This window comes from Roseateles sp., from assembly GCF_965262435.1.
Lineage (GTDB): Bacteria > Pseudomonadota > Gammaproteobacteria > Burkholderiales > Burkholderiaceae_C > Paucibacter_A.
This window is the reverse complement of record NZ_OZ253537.1, coordinates 1545062-1564545: the sequence shown is the minus strand read 5'-3', so window position 1 is coordinate 1564545 and position 19484 is coordinate 1545062. Positions and strand designations below refer to the sequence as shown.

The 19484-nt window shown below is 66.5% G+C and carries 19 protein-coding genes and 1 riboswitch; of the genes, 8 read left to right on the top strand and 11 right to left on the bottom strand.

What is annotated here, in order from left to right:
• Positions 1–8 precede the first annotated feature (8 nt).
• From ACQY39_RS06755 to ACQY39_RS06730, 6 genes are read right to left on the bottom strand one after another with little or no spacing between them, the layout of a single operon-like run.
• Entirely contained in the window at positions 9–1568 is a 1560-nt protein-coding gene (locus ACQY39_RS06755) for a hypothetical protein (RefSeq protein WP_428504619.1), read from the bottom strand.
• Positions 1569–1579: 11 nt separating this feature from the next.
• On the bottom strand, positions 1580–2590 hold the full coding sequence (locus ACQY39_RS06750) for a tyrosine recombinase XerC (protein ID WP_428504617.1): 1011 nt from the start codon (positions 2588–2590) through the stop codon (positions 1580–1582).
• Positions 2562–3290 carry a DUF484 family protein gene (locus ACQY39_RS06745; RefSeq protein WP_428504615.1) on the bottom strand — a complete coding sequence of 243 codons (729 nt, stop codon included), beginning with the start codon at positions 3288–3290 and terminating at the stop codon, positions 2562–2564. Before ACQY39_RS06745 ends, ACQY39_RS06750 begins: the two co-directional genes overlap by 29 nt.
• On the bottom strand, positions 3287–4162 hold the full coding sequence (gene dapF, locus ACQY39_RS06740) for a diaminopimelate epimerase (RefSeq protein WP_428504613.1): 876 nt from the start codon (positions 4160–4162) through the stop codon (positions 3287–3289). Before dapF ends, ACQY39_RS06745 begins: the two co-directional genes overlap by 4 nt.
• A 51-nt stretch (positions 4163–4213) precedes the next feature.
• A complete protein-coding gene (locus ACQY39_RS06735; protein ID WP_428504611.1) occupies positions 4214–5101 on the bottom strand; it encodes a lipid A biosynthesis acyltransferase in 888 nt (295 codons plus the stop codon).
• A complete protein-coding gene (locus ACQY39_RS06730; RefSeq protein WP_428504609.1) occupies positions 5102–6004 on the bottom strand; it encodes a lysophospholipid acyltransferase family protein in 903 nt (300 codons plus the stop codon).
• 179 nt (positions 6005–6183) lie between these two features.
• Between ACQY39_RS06730 and metK the strand changes: the two genes are divergently transcribed.
• Entirely contained in the window at positions 6184–7362 is a 1179-nt protein-coding gene (metK, locus tag ACQY39_RS06725) for a methionine adenosyltransferase (protein WP_263516614.1), read from the top strand.
• Positions 7363–7637: 275 nt separating this feature from the next.
• Here metK and ACQY39_RS06720 read toward each other — a convergent pair whose 3' ends face one another.
• Positions 7638–8009, bottom strand: coding sequence for a response regulator (locus tag ACQY39_RS06720; protein ID WP_428504607.1), 372 nt, complete (start codon positions 8007–8009; stop codon positions 7638–7640).
• Between the two features lie 54 nt (positions 8010–8063).
• Positions 8064–9029, bottom strand: a complete 966-nt coding sequence (locus ACQY39_RS06715; protein ID WP_263516612.1) for a chemotaxis protein CheX — start codon at positions 9027–9029, stop codon at positions 8064–8066.
• Positions 9030–9370: 341 nt separating this feature from the next.
• Here ACQY39_RS06715 and ACQY39_RS06710 point away from each other — a divergent pair, with 341 nt between their 5' ends.
• From ACQY39_RS06710 to ACQY39_RS06685, 6 genes are all read left to right on the top strand, one after another.
• Positions 9371–10384, top strand: coding sequence for a GGDEF domain-containing response regulator (locus tag ACQY39_RS06710; protein WP_428504604.1), 1014 nt, complete (start codon positions 9371–9373; stop codon positions 10382–10384).
• A gap of 57 nt (positions 10385–10441) precedes the next feature.
• Entirely contained in the window at positions 10442–11548 is a 1107-nt protein-coding gene (locus ACQY39_RS06705) for a DNA glycosylase AlkZ-like family protein (protein ID WP_428504602.1), read from the top strand.
• Between the two features lie 80 nt (positions 11549–11628).
• A riboswitch (S-adenosyl-L-homocysteine riboswitch) is annotated at positions 11629–11748 on the top strand.
• A gap of 120 nt (positions 11749–11868) precedes the next feature.
• Positions 11869–13308 carry an adenosylhomocysteinase gene (ahcY, locus tag ACQY39_RS06700; protein WP_428504600.1) on the top strand — a complete coding sequence of 480 codons (1440 nt, stop codon included), beginning with the start codon at positions 11869–11871 and terminating at the stop codon, positions 13306–13308.
• Between the two features lie 146 nt (positions 13309–13454).
• On the top strand, positions 13455–14231 hold the full coding sequence (locus ACQY39_RS06695) for a TlyA family RNA methyltransferase (RefSeq protein WP_428504598.1): 777 nt from the start codon (positions 13455–13457) through the stop codon (positions 14229–14231).
• Positions 14228–15073, top strand: coding sequence for a methylenetetrahydrofolate reductase [NAD(P)H] (gene metF / locus ACQY39_RS06690; protein ID WP_428504596.1), 846 nt, complete (start codon positions 14228–14230; stop codon positions 15071–15073). Before ACQY39_RS06695 ends, metF begins: the two co-directional genes overlap by 4 nt.
• A gap of 148 nt (positions 15074–15221) precedes the next feature.
• A complete protein-coding gene (locus tag ACQY39_RS06685; RefSeq protein WP_428504594.1) occupies positions 15222–15848 on the top strand; it encodes an OmpW/AlkL family protein in 627 nt (208 codons plus the stop codon).
• Positions 15849–16609: 761 nt separating this feature from the next.
• On the opposite strand, the gene pepQ is transcribed toward ACQY39_RS06685, so the two are convergent.
• Positions 16610–17932, bottom strand: coding sequence for a Xaa-Pro dipeptidase (gene pepQ, locus ACQY39_RS06680; protein WP_428504592.1), 1323 nt, complete (start codon positions 17930–17932; stop codon positions 16610–16612).
• Between the two features lie 37 nt (positions 17933–17969).
• Positions 17970–18533, bottom strand: a complete 564-nt coding sequence (locus ACQY39_RS06675; protein WP_428504590.1) for a 5-formyltetrahydrofolate cyclo-ligase — start codon at positions 18531–18533, stop codon at positions 17970–17972.
• Between the two features lie 109 nt (positions 18534–18642).
• Here ACQY39_RS06675 and ACQY39_RS06670 point away from each other — a divergent pair, with 109 nt between their 5' ends.
• Complete coding sequence (locus ACQY39_RS06670; protein WP_428504588.1) at positions 18643–19041, top strand: TfoX/Sxy family protein; 399 nt, start codon at positions 18643–18645, stop codon at positions 19039–19041.
• Between the two features lie 16 nt (positions 19042–19057).
• On the opposite strand, the gene ACQY39_RS06665 is transcribed toward ACQY39_RS06670, so the two are convergent.
• The gene (locus ACQY39_RS06665) at positions 19058–19387 is read right to left on the bottom strand and encodes a DUF2917 domain-containing protein (RefSeq protein WP_428504586.1); all 330 of its coding nucleotides are present in this window, start codon (positions 19385–19387) and stop codon (positions 19058–19060) included.
• Positions 19388–19484 lie beyond the last annotated feature (97 nt).

Below are 19484 nucleotides of genomic sequence, written 5' to 3'. Positions count from 1 at the left end.
TTCAGGTGTCAGCGCAGCAGGCTGCCGAAGGCATAGCCGACCGAGACATTGAGCACCGGGCTGGACTGCTGCTCACCGCGCAGCGTGCGCCACTGGCCCAGGCCCACGCGCAGGCGCAGGCGTTCTTGCTCGCCGAGGTTGAGTTGGGTCCAGGCTTCGCCCTGCAGCACCGCGCCGCCGCGCACGGCCACACCGCCGCCGCCGGCCGCGCCGGCCAGCAACTCGGCGCCGACCCGCCAGCGCGGCTGGCTGGCAAGGGGCTGCGTTTGCAGGCCCAGACCGACCAGGCCATAGGAGTAAGCCCCGGCCGATCCCCAGGCGGCGCTGCCGGCCTGGGCCGCGCCGTAGACCGAGGGCGAGAGCTCGCGCGTCATCATCAGGCCGAGATGGGTGACGGCTTCCTGCCGGCCATCTTTGAAGCGGACCTTGGGCAGGTGCTGGATGCTGGTGAACAGCTGCTGGGTGCGCACCGTGCCGGGCACGTCATCGAGGCCGAAGGTGCCGAAGCGCGGCCCCCGGTCCAGCGGCATGCTCAGACCCAGGCGCACAAAGCCGGCCTTGAAGTTGCCCGCCGTGGCGCGCGCCAGCCCAGCGTCCAGACGCAGGCTGGGGCCCCAGGGCGTTTGCCAGCGCAGGGTCGGCCCGGCGCGCAAGAGCCAGCCGCTGCCGGTGTCGACATTGCCGCCGCCGCCCAGGCCCAGGGCCAGCTGGCCGCCGACGCGCAGCGAGGGGTGGCCGAGCGCCCAGTCCTGGCCGGCATTGGCCAGCACTTCCATATAGCCATCGGCGCCGCCCTGGGCCGCGCCCGAGGCTTCCACGCCCCACCAACTGCCCTCGGCGATGTAGTGGCGCAGGTCGGCCCCGGCCTTGCCCATGCGCGCATTGCTCACATCACCACTGCGGTTGCGCGTGCTCTGGCGCGGCTTGTAGAAACCGGCCTGCACGGCGATCTCGTCAAAGCCGAGGCCGGTGCGCTGCGAGGCCCTGCCCTGGCGGCCGGCGTCCAGGGGCGAAAAGCCAGCAAAACTGCCGGCGCGGCCGAGCACAAAACCGACACTGCTGCCGCGCACATTGCCGCTGGGGAAGCGCACATGGTTGAGCGACACGCCGGCATACCAGGAGCCCATCTCGGTGCGGATCGAAAGTTCGGGCCGAAGCATCAGGCCGCCACCGAAACGCACCTGGCTGGAGCTGAGGCCTCCGCCGGCGCCGGCATACAGGCCGGCCGCCAGATGGGTGCTCTGGCCCAGGCGCCAGCGCCGCTGCGCCGTCAGGCCGACCGTGAACACACCGCCGTAATTGCCCTTGGCGGCGCCATAGACGCTGGGGCCGAAGCCCCACTCTTCGTCGATGGCCATCAGGTAGCTGCCGCCCAGCAAGGCAATGCGCTCGCCGGTGGGCAAGCGCAAGGGCGTCCAGTTGCTCTCAAGAGCAGCCGGGCGGGACTCGGCAATACGTGCCATGGGCGCCATGGGCGCAGCAGCGCCACTGGTGGGCGTCTGGGCGGCGGCATTCAGGGCCAGCAAGAGGCCGGTGGTGGCCAGGGAAGTCGGCGAGGGCTTGAACATGGGCGAGGAGGCTATTGGTCTTCGGACGCTTGTTTCTTGGCGCGCGGGTGGGCGCGGTCATAGACCTGGGCCAGGTGCTGGAAATCCAGCTGGGTGTAGACCTGGGTGGTCGTGATATGGGCATGGCCCAGCAGTTCCTGCACCGCGCGCAGGTCGCCGCTGGACTGCAGCAAATGGCTGGCAAAGGAGTGGCGCAGCATGTGCGGGTGCACATGAGTGGGCATGCCGGCGGCCAGCGCGCGCATCTTGAGCCGGGCGCGGATTTGCGTCGCCGCCAGGCGGGCGCCACGCGGGCCGACGAACAGGGCGGCCTCGTCGTCACGCGCCAGCTGCGGGCGCAGCAGCAGCCAGGCCTGCAGAGCCAGCAAGGCCGCGCGACCGACCGGCACCGAGCGACGCTTCGCGCCCTTGCCCAGCACATGGGCTTCGCTCGCGGCCAAATCGACCCAACCGCGCGCGGTCGGGCCGGCCTGAGCGTCCAGCCCCTCCAACTCGCTGACGCGCAGGCCGCAGCCATAAAGCAGCTCGACGATGCAGCGGTCGCGCACTTCCAGGCGCGGGTCCTGGCCGGCGCCGGCATCTTCGAAGGAGGCCAGGCGCACCGCATCGTCCACCGCCAAAGCCTTGGGCAGGGGCTTGGCCGCCTTGGGCGCCCGCAAGCCCTCGAAGGGGTTGAGGGCGATGCGCCCTTCCCGCCCGAGCCAGCGGTACAGACCGCGCCAGACCGAGAGTTGCAAGGCAATGCTGCGCGGCCCCAGGCCGCTCTGGCCCTCGCTGCCCCCGTGAAGGCGCGCCGCCCAGCGCCGCGCCTGCGGGCTGCTCAGCTGCAGGAATTCGACACCGGACTCAGCGGCCAGAAGCTGCAGACGCAGCAAGGCGGCGCCGTAAATCTCCAGGGTGCGGGCTGCCAGGCGGCGTTGCACGCGCACATGGTCGAGATAGGCCTGCAGCAGCGGCGCCAGGGCGGGCGCCGCCTCCACTTCATCCACCGCCTCAGTCAGCGGCTGCCGCGGGCTGCTCATCGCTGGCGGCTGGGGCGGGCAGGCAGCGCGCCAAGGCGGCGCTGGCAATGTCGCCGACGCGGGCCAGGAACTCGGTGCCCATCTCGGCTGTGTAGCGGGTCGGGTCGGGCGAGCCCAAGACCAAGAGGCCGAAGCTGCGCGCCGGCGTGCCATGGGTCAGGGGAATCAAGGCCAGCGAGGTGGCGCCCCCCTCGCTGCCGTCGGCCGCGCGCAGCCAGCCGGCCGCCTCGAAGCCCGAGTTCACGCCGCAATAGGGCTGGCTCAGGCTGGCGGCGAAGCTCTTGACATCGCCGCTCACCGCACGCGCGCACTCATGCTCGGCCAGGGCCCCAGCCACGCCCCACAGGCGCAGACCGGCCTGGGGAATCATGAACTGGTGGCGCAGCTCCTTGAGCAGCACCGCCGGCAGCTCGGCGACCGTGGTGGTCAGCATCAAGGCCTGGGTCCAGCGATGCAGGCGGTCGGCAATGGCCACATTGTCCTGGCCGTTGCGGATCATCTCCATGATCTTGAACTCCAGGCCCTTGATCTTCTCGCGCAGCATCTCGGCTTGGCGCTCTTGCAGGGAGACCGCGCGGGCCCCGTGCGGGTGGCTCAGCTGCACCGTGGCCAGCAGCTCGGCGTGGCGCTCAAAAAAACCGGGCGTGCGCGCCAGGAACTCAGCAATGTCCTGCTCGGTGATGGTGGGGGCTTGGCTCACAGCGAGATCTCTCCTTCAAACACGGTTTGCGCCGGCCCGGTCAGGAACACCGGCGCGTCCAAACCGGCGGCCGCACCTGCGGCGCTGCCTCCGGCCCATTCAATCTTCAGCAGACCACCGTGGGTCTGCACCTCGACGGCCGCATCGAGCAAGCCCAGGCGTATGCCCGCCACCACGGCCGCGCAGGCGCCGGTGCCGCAGGCCAGCGTTTCGCCGGCATCACGCTCGAACACGCGCAGCCGCACGCTGGAGCGCGACAGCACTTGCAAAAAGCCGACATTGACCTTGCGCGCAAAGCGCGCGTGGGTCTCGATGCGCGGCCCCAACTGCTCGACCGGCGCGGCCTCGCTGTCCGGCACCAGCAGCACAGCATGCGGGTTGCCCATGGACAGCACCGCCAGCTCGACCCCGAGCTCGGCCAGCGGCCAGAGCTCGAAGCCCGCCTGCACGCGCGGGCTCAAGCCCTGGGCATCAAAAGGCACCTGGGCCAGATCGAAGACGGGGGCGCCCATATCGACGCTGACCCGACCGTCCTCGCGCAGGTGCAGCTCCAACTGCTTGTTGAGCGTCTCGACGCGGATGCTGCGCTTGGCCGACAGGCCTTTCTCATTCACATAACGCACAAAGCAGCGGGCGCCATTGCCGCAATGCTCGACCTCGGCGCCGCTGCTGCCATTGAAGATGCGGTAACGGAAGTCCACGCCGGGCGTGCTGCTGGACTCGATCACCAGGATCTGGTCGCAGCCGACACCGAAGCGCCGGTCGCCCAAGCGCTGCAATTGCGCGGGGCTGAGGGTCAGGGCTTGCCGGGTCGCGTCGATGACACAGAAGTCATTGCCGGCGCCCTGCATCTTGGTGAAGCGCAGATTCATCGCGGCATTATCAGGCCAGGGCCGAGGCCGGAACCATGACCCCGGGCTCGCTCAGTACAGCGAGGGCGCGCCCTCGGGGCGGGTCTTGAAGCGCTTGTGCACCCAGAGGTACTGGGCGGGGTTCTCGCGGATGCGCGCTTCCAGCCAGGTGTTGAGCACGCGCGCGTCAGCCTCCAGATCGCCACTGGGGTAGCCCACAGGCGGCGCAAAGGCCTCGATCAGATAGCCCTGGCCGCCCGGCTTCATGGTCACGACCAGGGGCTGGACCGTCATGCCCATGCTGCGCGCGATCTTGGCCGGTGCCAGCAAGGTGCAAGCGGGCACACCGAAGAAGGGAATGAAGGCCGAGTCCTTGGCACCGAAGTCCATGTCCGGCGCGTTCAGAAAGGCATAGCCCTCGCGTATCAAGCGCAGCACCGGGCGGATGCCGTCATGGCGGTCGACAAAGGCAGTCTTGCCGAAACGCGCGCGGCCGGCCAACAGCTGCGCATCGAAGACCGGGTTGCTCTGGCGCGAATACACGTCGACGCCCGGACAGCTCTGGTTCAGCATCAGGGCCGGTGCCGACCATTCCAGGCCGGCGAAATGCGGCAGCAACCACATCACCGGCGTTTCGCCGCGCTGGGCCAGCTGGATATCACCCTTGATCTCCATCAGCCGCTGCAGGCGCTCGGCCGGCGCAAACCAGAGCAGGCCGCGCTCCAGCACGCTGCGGCCCATCCAGCCGAAATGCTCGCGCGCCAGCGCGCGGCGCTGGGCGACACCGAGCTCGGGAAAGCAGAGCTCGAGATTGCGCAGGGCGATGCGCCGGCGCGAACCCGCCAGCAGCCACAGCAAGCCCCCCAAGCCACGGCCCAGGGCCGCGAGCAGGGACAGCGGCAGAAAATGCAGCAGCCAGAGCAGGCCGATCAGGAACTTGGCACCCCAGGTGGACAGCATTCAGCGCTCCGCTTCGGCGGCAGGCGCAGTTGCGGCGGCCGGAGCGGCCGCAATGTCCAGGCCACGCGGCTGCTTGTAGCGGTGGTAGCCCCAGAGGTATTGGCTGGGCGCCAGGCAGATCAGCTGTTCCATGGATTGATTGATGAGCAGGGCGGCCGATTCTGGCGTGATTTCGCGCCCGATCTCGGGGCCGGGTCGCACATGCACCACATATCCGCGGCCCTTCTCTAGACGCTCACCCCAAATCAGCAGCGCCCGCGCGCCGGTCTGCTGCAGCAAGCGGCTGGCCAAGGTCATGGTGTAGGCCTGCCGGCCGAAGAACGGCGCCCAGACACCCAGGCCATCGGGCGGCACCTGGTCAGGCAGCAGGCCAATGGTGTGGCCCTGGCGCAAGGCGCGAATCATTTGCCGCACCCCGGCCAGATTGGCAGGCGCCGTGTCCAGCCCCGGGCGGCCACGCGAGCCATCGACCACCTCGCGCAACCAGGCCTGGCGGGCCGGCCGAAACAGCACGGTGATGGGCGCCTTCGCGCTTTCGGCAAAGCGCTCGGCATAGGCCTGGGCGCAGATCTCGAAGCAAGCCAGATGCGGCGTCATCAGCACCAGACCGCGGCGCTCCTGCAGGGCTTGCGCGATCAGCTCGGCGCCGTCCCAGCTGACCCGCTCGCCCAGCGGCGTGCCGGGCGGGCGCAGCCATAGCCAGGGCAGCTCGGCAATCATGCGACCAGCCGCGGCCACGCCGCCGCGTACCGCCGGCCAGGCCAAGCCGGCCTGGGCCACATTGGCGCGGTAGCGGCGCCGGTAGGTACTTGAGGCCAGGAAGGTCAGCCAACCAGCCAGCGCCCCAAAAGCATGGAGCAGCCGCAGGGGGCATTTGGAGAGCAGGCGAAATAACACAAACATATTTCTATAATCAGCGCATCGCCGAGTTACTGAACAACTTGCGGGGCGATGCGGGCCTTATTCGAGTGATTGAGGGGTCCGCCGGGCAGCGATGCTCAACAAATGCTGCTAAAGCGTTCGCCGCGTCTCCAAACCAGACATTCCGGCAACGCCGTTGAACTGTTAACTGGAGTGTAAAAGTGGCGAACGATTTTCTCTTTACTTCTGAATCCGTCTCCGAGGGTCACCCGGACAAGGTGGCCGACCAGATCTCGGACGCGATTCTCGACGCAATCTTCACCCAGGACCCCTTGTCCCGCGTCGCGGCCGAAACGCTGACCAACACCGGCCTCGTGGTGCTGGCTGGCGAGATCACCACCAACGCCCACGTCGACTACATCCAGGTGGCGCGCGACACCATCAAGCGCATCGGCTACGACAACACCGAATACGGCATCGACTACAAGGGCTGCGCGGTGCTGGTGGCCTATGACAAGCAGAGCAATGACATTGCGCAAGGCGTGGACCGCGCCAGCGACGACCACCTGAACATCGGTGCCGGTGACCAGGGCCTGATGTTCGGCTACGCCTGCGACGAGACGCCGGAACTGATGCCGGCACCGATCTACTACGCCCATCGCCTGGTTGAGCGCCAGGCGCAGATGCGCAAGGACGGCCGTCTGCCCTTCCTGCGCCCGGACGCCAAGAGCCAGGTGACCATGCGCTATGTGGACGGCAAGCCGCACAGCATCGACACCGTGGTGCTGTCCAGCCAGCACGCGCCCGAGATGAGCGACGGCGCCAAGATGAAGCCCGAGTTCATCGAGGCGGTGATCGAGGAGATCATCAAGCCGGTGCTGCCCAAGGAATGGCTGAAGGACACGAAATACCTGATCAACCCGACCGGCCGTTTCGTCATTGGCGGCCCGCAAGGTGATTGCGGCCTGACCGGCCGCAAGATCATCGTCGACACCTACGGCGGCGCCTGCCCGCACGGCGGCGGCGCTTTCTCGGGCAAGGACCCGAGCAAGGTCGACCGTTCGGCCGCTTATGCCGCCCGTTATGTGGCCAAGAACATCGTCGCCGCCGGCCTGGCTCGCCAGTGCCAGATCCAGGTGGCCTACGCCATCGGCGTCGCCCGCCCGATGAACGTGACCGTCTATACCGAAGGCACCGGCGTGATCAGCGACGAGAAGCTGGCCGCCCTGGTCAACGAGCATTTCGATCTGCGCCCCAAGGGCATCATCCAGATGCTGGACCTGCTGCGCCCGATCTACACCAAGACCGCCGCCTACGGCCACTTCGGCCGCGAAGAGCCCGAGTTCACGTGGGAGCGGACTGACAAAGCGGCTGCGCTGCGTGCAGCGGCTGGCCTTTAAAGGCCAGAGGACGCAGAAGGCGGACCCGCCGCTTTGGGGCTTTGCTCATATCGCGCAGCGATGTGAGCGAAGACCACAAGGCTGCGGCACTGCCGGCTTCGTGCTGCAGCTGGGCTGTAAGGCCCACCTCGCGCCAGCGAGGCATCCGTTCTTGGGCGATGCTCATATCGCGCAGCGATGTGAGCAAAGACCAAAACGCCGCAAGCGAAAACTCGACCCAACAAAAAGGCCGCTCCGGCATCCCGGAGCGGCCTTTTTTCATGGGCGCAGGTTTTTCAGCTCAATCCGCAGAACTTCTTGAACGGCGCCAGCACCGCATCACCGCGGAAGGGCTTGACGATCCAGCCCGTGACACCGACCTCCTTGCCGCGCGCGCGCATGGCCGGGTTGTCTTCGGTGGTCAGCATGATGATGCGCACGTCTTTGTTGCCCAGCTCCTTGCGGATCTTGTCGGCCATGGTGAGTCCGTCCATATTGGGCATATTGACGTCGCTGACGATCAGCTTGATGCCGGGGTCGCTGCGCAGCTGCAGCAGACCGTCACGACCATCGGAGGCCACGGCCACTTGAAAGCCGTTTTGATTCAAAAAGCCCGCCACGATCTCACGCATGGTGGCGGAGTCGTCAACCACCAGAACATTCGCCATATTTTTCTCTCCTCACGCTGCCGCAGTTGCGGGCTCATTCAAGGGGTCATTCGCTCAGAACAGGTCCAGCTCGCCGGTGGGGCTGACCGTCGGGGCCGCCGCATCGAACTCGGCAAACTCATCGGGTGACCAGTGCAGGTTGAAGATGAAGCGCTGCACGATCATCAAGGGCGGCAGGCCCGGCCGGAAGGGGTCAGACAGCTGGTAGCGTATGCACAGCTGCGGGTCTTGCGAGCCGAAGCTGATGTATTTGTGCTCGTGGTTGATGACGATGGGCACCTGCGTCTGCTGATTGGCAAAGGCCTGGGGCGGGATGTAGCGGTTCTTGAACGCGCCCCAGATCAGGTTGGTGGTCTCGCCGAGCATGTTGTTGAGCTCGCGGAAGTTCAGGTCGCCGCCGATGCCGGCGTAGCTGAAGCCCTGGATCAGGCCCTGGCGCAGGGCGCTTTCCTCGGTCTGCAGCATCATGTAGCCGCGGCACCAGGTGCTCTCGATGGCGATCAGGGTCGACACCTCGCCATGGATGATGCGGTCATGCACCACATAGGGCGATTCCGACACCACCAGGGCATTCGGGAACATGGCGCCCAGGGCCGAGCGGGTCAGGTCGACGATGCCATGCACCAGGCTGGTCGGGTAGCGCAGGCTGAAGATGGTGTACTCCACCGCCGCCTTGAGATGCGCCAGATCGCCGGTGTTCCAGCGGTGGCGCACCACCACCTCTTCCTCGGGCGCCAGCTGGCGCTCGGTGGTGCGGCGCAGAAAGATGGGCAGCTCGGGCCGAAGCTTGTGGATGGCGCGGGCCAGATGCAGGCCGTCCGGGCCGTCACACGGCAGGTCCTCGGCCAGCAACACGCCGCCCAGGTCCTTGTTCTGTGCCAGCGTCGCCAAAGCATCGGCGGCCGAGCGCGGCAGCGCCATCAGGCCGACCTCGCGGCAGAACTCGTTCAGGACCTGGAATTGCGCCGCGTCATGCTCGAGCAGCAGGACCTTGGCTTCAAGTTGGGTGGTTTCGGTCATGGACATACCCAGGCGATGACGCCTGCCCTGTTCAACACAAGAAGAGCTCGCAGACCGGCCAGGCACACAAGAGAGGGGGCCACGACGCCCTCTCCTCAAACAGCCGGACCCCGACCAAGCGCCTCACGCAGAGCGTCAGGCGCCCATCGGCTCTGTGCTCGTCTTATCGGCCGCCATGCGCGGATCTAAAGCAAAAACCGACGCGCCAGGCGATAGGCATGCTCAAGCCATGCCCTTGAACGCCGATAGCGCAGGGACGATCACGCGACCGCGCGAAGCCTCCTCGCCCGCCCGCCGCCCCAAGCGCCCCACCGTCAACCCACAGCCCCTCAGACCCGCCCATGGCCATCACCTCGCCGAACCCACTCACCGTGCTGATCGTTGACGATCAAAGCGCCACCCGCGTCGCTGTCAGCGCCGAGCTGGACCGGGTCGGCCACCGCGTCATCGAAGCCGACAGCGGGGAATGGGCCCTGGAGCTGTTCATCCGCCACCGGCCCGACATCGTCCTGCTGGACGTGGAGATGCCGGTCCGCGACGGCTACTGGACCGCCCGTGCCATGCGCGCGGCCGAGCCTGGGGGCTGGACACCGATCCTCTTTCTTTCCCAGCGCGACGAGGATGCGGCCATCTGGCAAGGCATCGACGCCGGCGGCGACGACTACCTGATCAAGCCCCTGTCACCGATGGTCTTGCATGCCAAGCTGCGCGCCATGCAGCGCTTGCTGGGCATGCGCCAGCGACTGCTGGAGATGTCCGAGGACTTGCGCCTGGCCAACGCGCAATTGCAGGAATTGACCAGCATTGACAGCCTGACCGGCCTGATGAACCGCCGCGCACTCGACGCCAGGCTGCATGAAGAGATCGGGCGTGCCTGGCGGGACGCCACGCCGCTGACGGTCGTGCTCTGCGATGTGGACTTCTTCAAGCGCTACAACGACAAACTGGGGCATGTGGAAGGTGATGCCTGCCTGCGCCAGGTGGCTCAGCTGCTCAGCGAGGCCTGCCGCCGCCCGAGCGACTGCGTGGCCCGCTATGGCGGAGAGGAGTTCGCCTTGGTCCTGCCCAACACACCCCGGTCGGGCGCCATGACCTATGCGCGAACCCTGACCCATCTTCTGACCCACGCCCATATCGCCCACCCGGATTCGCCCGTCGCCCGCCACGTCAGCTTGTCCGGCGGCATCACGACCTGCGTTCCCGATGCATCAACCACGGCAGAGGGCCTGTTGATTCGCGCCGATGACGCGCTGTACACGGCCAAGGCACATGGCCGCAACCGCTTCTTCAGCTACGAAATGCTGCTCGACACGGTGGAGCAGAGGGAGTTGCTGCGCGCCACACCCAAGCCCTGAAACAGCTGGACAAAACCACAGCCCCTTGCCTATGCTCGGCGCCCAGGAGGGCCGCTCATGGGCGTCAACAGCAAGACCATCACCATCGAAGACCTGCGGCGCCATGCCGTGGCCCGCAGCCTGTTCAAGCCGACCAGCCTGCCGCAGGCCATCCAGCGTCTGGGCTTTGTGCAGGCGGATCCGATCCGCGCCCCGGCCCGTGCGCAAGACCTGACCCTGCGGCACCGCGTCAAGGACTACCGAGCCGGCGACCTGGAGCGGCGCTATGCCCGCCTGGCCGTGGAAGAAGACTGCCTGGTCAACTACGGCTTCCTGCCGCGCGAGCACCTCAAGCTCATGCACCCGCGCAGCGCCAAGCGCAGCTGGGACGCCAAGACACGCGCCCAGGCGGCCGAGATCCAGGCATTCGTCCAAGCCCATGGAGCCTGCCACCCGCGCGAGATCCAGGCTGAGTTTCAGCTCGGCGCCACCCGCAATGCCTGGGGCGGCAGCAGCAATGCCACCACCCATCTGCTCGACGCGATGCACTACCGAGGCTTGCTGCGCGTGCAGCAACGCGAGCAAGGGCAGCGGGTCTACAGCGCCGTGGTGCACGAGGCCGACCCGCGCTCGCCGCATGAGAAAGCACAGGCCCTGCTAGAGCTGGTGCTGGCCAAGTACGCGCCCCTGCCCTCGCGCAGCCTGGGCCAGCTCTGCAGCCTGCTGGGCTACGGCGCGCCACATCTGCGCAGTGAGCTGCGCCAGACCCTGGCCATGGCGCGCAAGACCTGGCCCCAGGCCGAGGTCGAGGGGCAGACCTGGTACTGGCCTGAGGGCGAGAACCCAAGCTCCAAACGCTGGAAACTGGACGAGGCCGCGCGCCTGCTGGCCCCCTTCGACCCCATCGTCTGGGACCGCCTGCGCTTCGAGCGCTTTTGGGGCTGGGCCTATCGCTTTGAGGCCTACACCCCAGCGCCCAAGCGCAAACTCGGCTACTACGCCCTGCCTCTGCTATGGCGCGGCGAGGTGATCGGCTGGGGTAATGTCAGCGCGACCGGGGGCCGGCTGCAGGCGCAGCTGGGCTATGTGCAAGGCTACCCTCCCCCCGACCCGGCCTTTGCCAAGGCATTGGAGCAGGAGCTGAGCAAGCTGGCCTGCTTTCTCGGCCTGGAGGAGCCAGGCTGAAGAAACCCTGGCACGGCGAATAGCCAGGGATTCCCCGCTTGTTCCGCACGCGACTTGCAGTGATGCGGCTAGAATTCAGGCGTTCCGAGGAGCGTTGCAACCTGGATCCGGCTCGCTGGATCTGGGCCAGGCTCGGAAAAATTTGCACAGCGGCCCCTCCCCTCTCGGCCCTGTCCATATGGCAACCGCGCTCACCCGCTGACGTTTTCGCGTGGGTGATCGGTTTGCAAGGTTCGGAACTCCGGGCCTGTCCTTTTGGACACCCTTCCCCCCCGGCGATGACGACAGCGGCTTCATATCTCGCATGAAGGAGCTGTCCGATGACTACCGCCATCACCACCACCCCGCTGGCCGCCGACCAATACCTGATCAAGGACTTGAGCCTGGCCGCCTGGGGCCGCAAGGAAATGAACATCGCCGAGAGCGAGATGCCCGCGCTGATGGCCATCCGCCGCGAGTACGCCGCCACGCAGCCGCTGAAGGGCGCGCGCATCACCGGCTCGCTGCACATGACCATCCAGACCGCCGTGCTGGTCGAGACCCTGCAAGCCCTGGGCGCACAAGTGCGCTGGGCGTCCTGCAATATCTTCTCGACTCAGGACCAGGCCGCCGCCGCCCTGGTCGCCAAGGGCACCCCGGTGTTCGCCTACAAGGGCGAGACGCTAGAAGACTACTGGGACTACACCCATCGCATCTTCGAGTTCGCCGGCAAGGGCGAGGCGGGCGAAGGCCCGAACATGATTCTCGATGACGGCGGCGATGCCACCCTGCTGATGCATCTGGGCCAGAAGGCCGAGAAGGACCTGAGCGTGCTGGCAAACCCGGGCAGCGAAGAAGAACGCATCCTGTTCGCGGCCATCAAGGCCAAGGTCGCCCAGGACGGCAGCTGGTACACCCGCAAGAGCGCCGAGATCATCGGCGTGACCGAGGAAACCACCACCGGCGTGCTGCGCCTGAACGAAATGGCGGCCAAGGGCAGCCTGCTGTTCCGCGCCATCAACGTCAATGACTCGGTGACCAAGAGCAAGTTCGACAACCTCTACGGCTGCCGCGAATCCCTGGTCGACGCGATCAAGCGCGCCACCGATGTGATGGTCGCCGGCAAGGTCGCCGTGGTGGCCGGCTACGGCGATGTGGGCAAGGGCTCGGCCCAGGCCTTGCGCGCTCTGTCGGCCCAAGTCTGGGTGACCGAGATCGACCCGATCTGCGCCCTGCAGGCCGCGATGGAAGGCTACCGCGTCGTGACCATGGAATACGCCGCCGACAAGGCCGACATTTTTGTCAGCGCCACCGGCAACAAGAACGTGATCCGTCGCGAGCATATGGAGGCCATGAAGGACCAGGCCATCGTCTGCAATATCGGCCACTTCGACAACGAGATCGATGTCGCCTCGCTGGAATCCTGCGAGTGGGACGAGATCAAGCCGCAGGTCGACCATGTGATCTTCCCCTCGGGTCGTCGCATCATCCTGCTGGCCAAGGGCCGTCTGGTGAACCTGGGCTGCGGCACGGGCCACCCGAGCTATGTGATGTCGTCCAGCTTCGCCAACCAGACCATCGCCCAGATCGAGCTGTTCGCCCACAAGGACGCCTACGACATCGGTAAGGTCTATGTGCTGCCCAAGCACCTGGACGAGAAGGTGGCCCGCCTGCAGCTGAGCACGCTGAATGCGCAGCTGAGCGAGTTGACGGCGGAGCAAGCGGCTTACATTGGCGTGCCCAAGACAGGTCCCTTCAAGCCCAACTCCTACCGCTATTGATCGGCAGGCTACTGCGCGGCCGCCAGACATCGTTGCGGGTCCCTCCGCAGATCCTCACGTAGCCCAGCTACGTTCCGGTCTGCGGATCCGCCCGCGCCTAGCCTGACGGCCGCTCGCTACGCCTCGCAAGACCTGAAACCAAACCCATGCGCGCTGATCAACTGTTAGTTTCCAAAGGCCTCGCACCGACTCGCTCGGCGGCGCAGCGGCTGATTTCGGCCGGTGCGGCGCAGTGGCGGGCGCCCAAGGACTGGCAGACGATCCGCAAGGCGGGTGAAGAGTTGCCGGAGCATTGCGAGCTGCGCGTCAGCGATGACGCGGAGCTGCGCTTTGTCTCGCGCGGCGGGCTCAAGCTGGAGGGTGCGCTGCAGCAGAGCGGCCTGGATGTGAGTGGTCTGACGGTGCTGGACATGGGCCAGAGCACCGGCGGCTTTACCGATTGCCTGCTGAAAGCGGGCGCGGCCAAGGTGGTCGGCGTGGACGTGGGCCACAGCCAGCTGCATGAACAGCTGCGCCAGCACCCCCAGGTGGTGGGGCTGGAGCATTTGCATGTGCGCGAGCTGGCCGGCTCGGCCCTGGCGCAGCATGCACCGGCTGGAGGTTTTGCCTTGATCGTCGGCGACCTCAGCTTTATCTCCATGCTGGGCGCCTTGCCGCATCTGGCCGCCTGGCTGGCGCCGCAGGGTCAGGTCTTGCTGCTGGTGAAACCGCAGTTCGAGCTGGGCAAGAAGGCGCTGGCCCGCGGCGGCTTGGTCAAGGACGCCAAGCAATACCCGCTGCTGGAAACCCAGGCCCGCCAGGCCGCCCGCGATCAGGGCTGGCAGGTGCGGGGCTATTTTGAAAGTGCCATCACCGGCGGTGACGGCAACAAGGAATTTTTCCTCTGGGCGCAAGCGCCCGAGGTCGCGAAAGAAACGCCATGAGTACAGCAACACCCCGCGTGCCGGTCAGCTTCGAGTTCTTCCCGCCGAACACCCCGGTGGGCACCGAGAAGCTCAAGACCGTGGTGCAAGACCTGAGCGTGCTGAATCCGCATTACTTCAGCGTCACCTATGGCGCGGGCGGCTCCACGCGCGAGAAGACCTTGAGCACGGTGATGGACATTGCAGCCGCAGGCTACGAAGCCGCGCCGCATCTGTCCTGCGTGGGCTCCACGCGCGAGAACATCGCCGAGATCCTGGCCACCTACCGCGCGCAGAACATCCGCCGCGTGGTGGCCCTGCGTGGCGATCTGCCCAGCGGCACCGCCACCGCCGGTGAATTCCGTTATGCCTCGGAGCTGGTCGCCTTCATCCGCGAGACCCAGGGCCCGGACTGGCAGATCGAAGTGGCGGCCTACCCCGAGTACCACCCGCAGCAACGTTATGCCGCCAAGGACTTGCAGCACTTTGCCGCCAAGATGCGGGCCGGGGCCAACTCGGCCATCACGCAGTTCTTCTTCAACCCGGACGCCTACTTCCACTTCGTCGACGAGGCACGCAAGCTGGGCGTCGACGCGCCCATCGTGCCGGGCATCATGCCCTTCCACAACTACGCCCGCATCGCCCAGTTCGCAGCCCGCGACGGCATCGAGATCCCGCGCTGGGTGGCACTGAAGATGGAAGGCTATATGGACGATGTGGCCAGCATCCGCGAGTTCGGCCTGGAGGTGATGACACGCGTCTGCGAGCGCCTGATTGCCGGCGGCGCACCGAGCATCCACTTCTATACGCTCAATCAATCGGCGCTGACGCTGGCGTTGTGCAAACGCCTCGGACTTGGCTGAGTTGTTTGCGGTAAATCAAGTGGCACCGGCCCTCCTCGCGAGGGCCTTTTTGCATTTGCGCCAGATCAAGGGTTAACCCCGCACACAGCGATTCAATGGCTTCCATCGGGAACAGATTTGATTGATCCCATACATAGGAAGCCAAAAAATGATCACCAAGACTTTTGCTCGCACCGCCGCTGCCGCCCTGGCCATCGCCACCCTTGCTGGCGCCTCCTTCAACGCTGCAGCCCAAGAAAGCCCCTGGCTGGTGCGCGTGCGCGCCGTGAACCTGGATTCGGCCAACAAGGACAGCACCGGCCTGGGCCTGAGCGTGAACAACAAGGTCATCCCCGAGGTGGACTTCAGCTACTTCGTGACCCCGAACTTCGCGCTGGAACTGATCCTGACCGTGCCGCAAAAGCATACGCTGAAGTCCAATGGCACGGCCATCGGCTCGCTCAAGCACCTGCCTCCGACCCTGTCGGCCCAGTACCACTTCAACCCGACCGGCGCCTTCCGCCCCTACGTCGGTGCCGGCGTCAACTACACCAACTTCTCGGCCGTGAAGTTCGACTCCGCCGTGGACGCTGCCCTGCACCCCAGCATCAAGCGCAACAGCTATGGCCTGTCCTTCCAGGTCGGCGCGGACATCGAGCTGAGCAAGAACCTGTACCTGAATGTGGATGTGAAGAAGGTCCAGATCGGCACCAAGGTCTACTCCAGCGGCACCGAAGTCGGCAAGTTCAAGGTCGACCCCACCCTGGTCGGCGTGGGTCTGGGCTTCCGCTTCTAAGTCGGAGCAAGCCAAACCCAGACAGTTTCCCGCTGTCATCACCCGTGCCATCTTCAACGGTGGCCGCGCCAGAAGTCCAGGCGCCATCCCGCTGCAGCTTGAAGAAAGCACAGCGGCATTTTTTCGTCGGCGGGAAACGGCACATCGCGGAAGTTCGGTATCCGGGTTTGCGCGCTGCGGTGGCACGGCCCGCCGCCGTGCTCATGGTGCCCGGGTCGGCTCTGCGCGCCGACTCCCCTCGCTGCTCACTGCGCGGCTCAGCGGCGCCAAACTCCCTCCGTTCGCTGCGCTCACTGTGGTCAAACAGTGGCGCCGAGTCAGAGCTTGAAGCGCGCTTGAAGCAAGCTTCGGCGCGCGCCTGAGCCGCTTCGTTGCGCTCTCGGCCGCGCACAAATCGCCCGTCGTCGGGCCGAGCCACCTCCGAATGTGGCGTGTTCCATCGCCGAGGGGCACATCGATCGCGATGCAAGCGCCCTGCAGTTCGGGTCGCCGCTGGGCGAATTGTGGAGGGCTGAGCAGCGCAGCGGCTCGGGGCGCGCGCGTAACCGCGCGCTTCAAGCGCTGACTTGGCGCGTCTGCTTGAACGAAACGAACGCAGTGAGTGCAGTGAGTTATGCGCCAGCCCCGAGGCGCGAGCAGCGCAAGGCAGTCGGCCCGTCAGGGCCGACCCCGGAACCATGAGCCCGGCGGCGGCCCGGACTGCAGGGCCTTCCGAGGGAGAACATGAAGGCTGCTCTGTGCCGACACCCGCCAGAACAACCTCAGCTCAAGTCAGCAAACGCATCCCGCGTCAGATTCTCGGCAGCCCCTTCCGCCCGGCAGACCACATCGTCTTCGATGCGGATGCCGCCGAAACGGCTCAGGCGCTCAACCTTGGCCCAGTCCACGGACGCTGCCGAGGCGCTGGCGCGCAGCTGGCGCAGCAAGGTCGGGATGAAATAGAGGCCCGGCTCGATGGTCACCACCATGCCGGCCGCCAGGGGCCGGGTCAGGCGCAGATAGGGGTGGCCTTCGGGCTTGGGCGAAACGGCACCGGTCTCGTCGGCCATAAAGCCGCCCGCATCGTGCACCTGCAGGCCCAGCAAATGACCGATGCCGTGCGGGAAGAAGATGCTGGTCACGCGCTCGGCCAGCTGCGCTTCCACGCTCATGCGCACCAGACCCTGGTCTTGCAGGATGGCGGCGATGCGGCGGTGGGTGCTCAGATGGATGTCGCGGTAGTCCACCCCGGCGCGCACCTCGTCCACCAGCGCCAGCTGGGCCGATTCCATGGCGCCCAGCAGGGCATCGAACTCGGCGCTGTCGGCGCCACCGGCCGACCACGTGCGGGTGATGTCCGAGGCATAACCGTTCACTTGCGCGCCAGCATCGATCAGGAAGCTGCGGCTCTGGGCCGGGCGCTGCGTGTCCTGGTACTGGTAGTGCAGCACGGCGCAATGTTCGTTGAGCGCCACGATATTGCCGTAGGGCAGATCGCGGTCGGTGTGGCCGGCGGCGATCAGGTAGGCACGGTGGATCTCGGCTTCCGAGGCGCCGGCCAGGAAGGCATCGCGCGCGGCCAGATGGGCCGGCGCGGCTCGGCGCGAGGCGGCGCGCATCTGTTCCAGCTCGTACGCCGTTTTGTAGGCGCGCTGGTAGTGCAGCAGGTGAATCAGGTCCTGCGGATTGTTGGGCACCACGCCGTCGAGCGCGGCATCGGCCTCGCCGATGATGGCCAAGCGGCCTGGCACCTGCAGATGAGCGGCGGCGTCCTCGGCGCGGCTGATGACGATCAGCTCCACATGCTGCACCCACTCGCCGGTCGGCGCGCTGGGCGGCACATGCCAGTAGTCATCGGGCTGGTAGTAGACAACGCGCGGCTTGTGGCCAGGTCGCAGCAGCAACCAGCTGTTGGGATGCTGGGTCAGCGGCAGCCAATGCTTGAAATGCGGGTTGGGCTGGAACAGATAGGGCCGGTCGTCGAGGAAGGCGTACTTCTCGATGCCGGACGCGATCAGCAGCGCGTCAAAGCCGGTGCGCGCCAGGGCGCTTTCCAGCTGCGATTGCAACTGGGCCAGGTGTTGGGCGTAGGTCGTCATGCTCATGGCTGCGGATTGTCGGCCATGGCAGGCTGAAGAATGCTCAGCCTTCGCAGTCCCAGACCACACCTTCTTCGGTCAGGACCGCATCCAGCGGCACATCATGCGGCTCGGCCTTGAGCATGGGCAGAAAGCCATGGGCGTAGCCGACCCCAGCCGTGGCCGGACGCGGCTGCAGCTCGGCCAAGGTGCGATCCATGAAGCCGCCGCCATAGCCCAAGCGCAGGCCGAAAGGCCCGTAGCCCACGCAGGGCACGAGCAGCAGTTGCGGCTCGAAGGTGGCGGTGTCTTTGGGCTTGGGGATGCCATAGGCGTCTTCTTCCATCGGGCAGCCGGGGTACCAGACGTGAAAGCGCAGCGTGCCATGCTCCTTGTCCACCACGGGCAAACCGATGCGGCGATCGGGCTGGGCCTCGCTCCAGCGGTAGAGCGCCGGCAGCGGGTCGAACTCCCCCTTGATGGGCCAGTAAGCGCCGATGGTCAACTCAGGCCGCCGCACCAGCCAGACCCGCAGCACGCTTTGCAGCTGCTCGGCCAGCTCCAGGCGATGGGGCAGGTTCAGGCGATCCTGGATCAGCTTGTGGCGCAAGGCGGCACGGTCATTCATGTCCACTGACAACTCCCTGGGAACTGGCTGGCAAGCAATTCGGAATGCCTCGCGATTGTGTGCGGACTTGGTGACGGGCCTGGGCCAAAACTGCCCCTATATTTGACCCATGTCCAAGGATTCCAAGGAATTGCTCGCCCACAGCCTGGAGCTGCTCGCCCCGCTGGGGCCGCTGCGCAGCCGCCGCATGTTCGGCGGCTGGGGCATTTATGTCGAGGACATCTTCATCGCTCTGATCGCTTTCGATCAGCTTTACCTGAAAGCCGATGCCGAGAGCCGGCCGCGGTTCGAAGCTGCCGGCTGTGCGCCCTTCCAGTACGAGCGTGAGGGTCAGGTCATGAGCCTGGGCTACTTCGTGGCGCCCGAGGAGGCCATGGAGTCACCCGCACTGATGACGCCCTGGGCGCGCCTGGCCCTGGGCGCCGCCTTGCGGGCGCGAGCCAGCAAGGCCAAAAAGCCTGCGGCAAAAAAGAAGCAGGCAGCCGGGAAAAAGGCAGCGCCGCGCTGAAGTGGCGCGTCAGGTTTCAGGCTGCAGCAAGGCCACCCATCGCATTCCGCCGCTGTGCCGCGCGCTGTTCACCCAGCCGCGCCTGCAGGGCCGGGCAGGCCGAGGGCGGCACCAGCAGTTGGAAGGCCGCCTGAGGCCAGGCCTCGATCACCACCTGGCTGCCCGAGGCCAGGGCCAGCGATTGCCCGGCCTGCAACCAAACATCTTCGGCCGGCGCCTCGGGGCGGCCGGGCTGAGTCAGCCAGAGGCGGCCGCTGCTCACGCGCAGCTCGCGCGCGCCCGGGCCGACCTTGAAACTCAGGGCCTCGCCCTCGGCCAGACGCCACAATGCTTGCGATTCACTCATGATTCCTGCTCCCGCTGTTCGCTCCCAGGGGCAGCGCAGACATTGCGCGCATCCTCAGAAGCCATGGGTGAATCCTAGGGTTCGCCCGGAGCGGCGT